The organism is Azonexus sp., from assembly GCF_036170495.1.
Lineage (GTDB): Bacteria > Pseudomonadota > Gammaproteobacteria > Burkholderiales > Rhodocyclaceae > Azonexus.
Genome location: NZ_JAVHPH010000088.1, coordinates 1 through 1,411 on the forward strand (window position 1 = coordinate 1; position 1,411 = coordinate 1,411).

Sequence of the window (1,411 nt, forward strand, 5' to 3'; positions counted from 1 at the left end):
GCGCCGCCCAGCGCATCGACCTCGCGGACCAGATGGCCCTTGCCGATGCCGCCGATCGACGGGTTGCAGCTCATCGCCCCCAGCGTATCGAGATTGTGCGTCAGCAGCAGCGTGTTCGCACCGGCCCGGGCGGCGGCAAGGGCAGCCTCGGTACCGGCGTGACCGCCGCCGACGACGATGACATCGAAAAGGGTGGGATAGAGCATGAGTTTGGCTTTGTTGCAGCGCAATAGCGGACTGCGAATTTTACTTCAGGGCGCTGAAATATCACAGGTTTTTGCCGATTCCTTGCCCTGCCCGGCGAACTCAAGTAAGTTGGCGAAATGAGTACAAGCCAAGCCAAAGGGCCCAGCCAGCTCGATAACGAGGAGATGCTGCTGGTTTTGCACCAGTCGCTGACCAAGAAAAGGGTCCTGATCGTTGACCGCCATTCGCCGGCGCGCGATTCGCTGCGCCTGATGCTCGGAGCCCTGGGCGTCACACTGGTGCATGGCGCGGGCAACTCGGCCGAGGTCATCCGCCAGGTCAAGGCCAACCGCTTCGACATCGTGCTCTCCGATTTTGTCCTCGACGATGGCCGCGACGGCCAGCAGTTGCTGGAAGAACTGCGCCACGCCCACCTCATCCCGTTGTCGACGGTGTACATGATCATCACCAGCGAGCGCGGCTACACCAATGTCGTGTCGCTGGCCGAACTGGCGCCTGACGACTACCTGATCAAGCCGTTTACCGCCGAGCAATTGCAGGCCCGGCTGATCCGGGCCATCTACAAAAAACATGTGCTGCGCAAGATCTACGAGCAGATTGAGCGCGGCGCCTTGCAGGAAGCCATCGTCGCCTGCGACCGCGTCATCCAGCAGCAGCCGCAATTCGTCTATGACGCCCTGCGTTTCAAGGGCGATCTGCTGCATACACTAGGCAAGACGCGCGAGGCCGAAGAGGTTTTCCGGCGCGTCCTCGAAGGGCGCGTCGTACCGTGGGCCAAGATGGGCCTGGCCATGGCCTTGCGCGATCGCGGGGCGCTCGACGAAGCCGAAAAATTGGCCGAACAGGTCACGGCGGAGGCCCCGGATTACCTATCCGCCTACGATTTCCTGGCCTCGGTGCACGAAGCCCAGGGCAAGCTCGAGGCGGCCCAGCAGACCCTGCAGCGGGCGGCCGATGCCTCGCCGCACAACACCGTACGGCAACGCCTGGTCGGCGATGTGGCGGCCCGCAACAAGGATCTGCTGGCCGCCGAAAAGGCCTATGGCAAGGTCATCGAGCGCAGCAAGGGTTCAAGCCTGCGGACGGTAGACGATTTTGCCAACCTGTCGCGCGTGTTGGTCGAGCGCGGCCACGTCGATGCCTCGCGCAAAATTGTCGCCGACATGAAGCGCGAATGGCGCGGCGACAAGCAGGCCGAACTGGC

At 63.0% G+C, this 1,411-nt stretch carries 2 protein-coding genes; one reads left to right on the forward strand and one right to left on the reverse strand.

Translation table 11 applies throughout. The features are described from left to right. A partial coding sequence (locus ADADOO_RS02880; protein ID WP_511274855.1) for an FAD-dependent oxidoreductase occupies positions 1 to 206 on the reverse strand: 206 nt, incomplete at its 3' end. Positions 207 to 323: 117 nt separating this feature from the next. On the opposite strand from ADADOO_RS02880, the gene ADADOO_RS02885 reads away from it, so the two are divergent. Next, positions 324 to 1,411: response regulator (locus tag ADADOO_RS02885; RefSeq protein WP_511274857.1), on the forward strand; the 1,088-nt coding region annotated here is incomplete at its 3' end.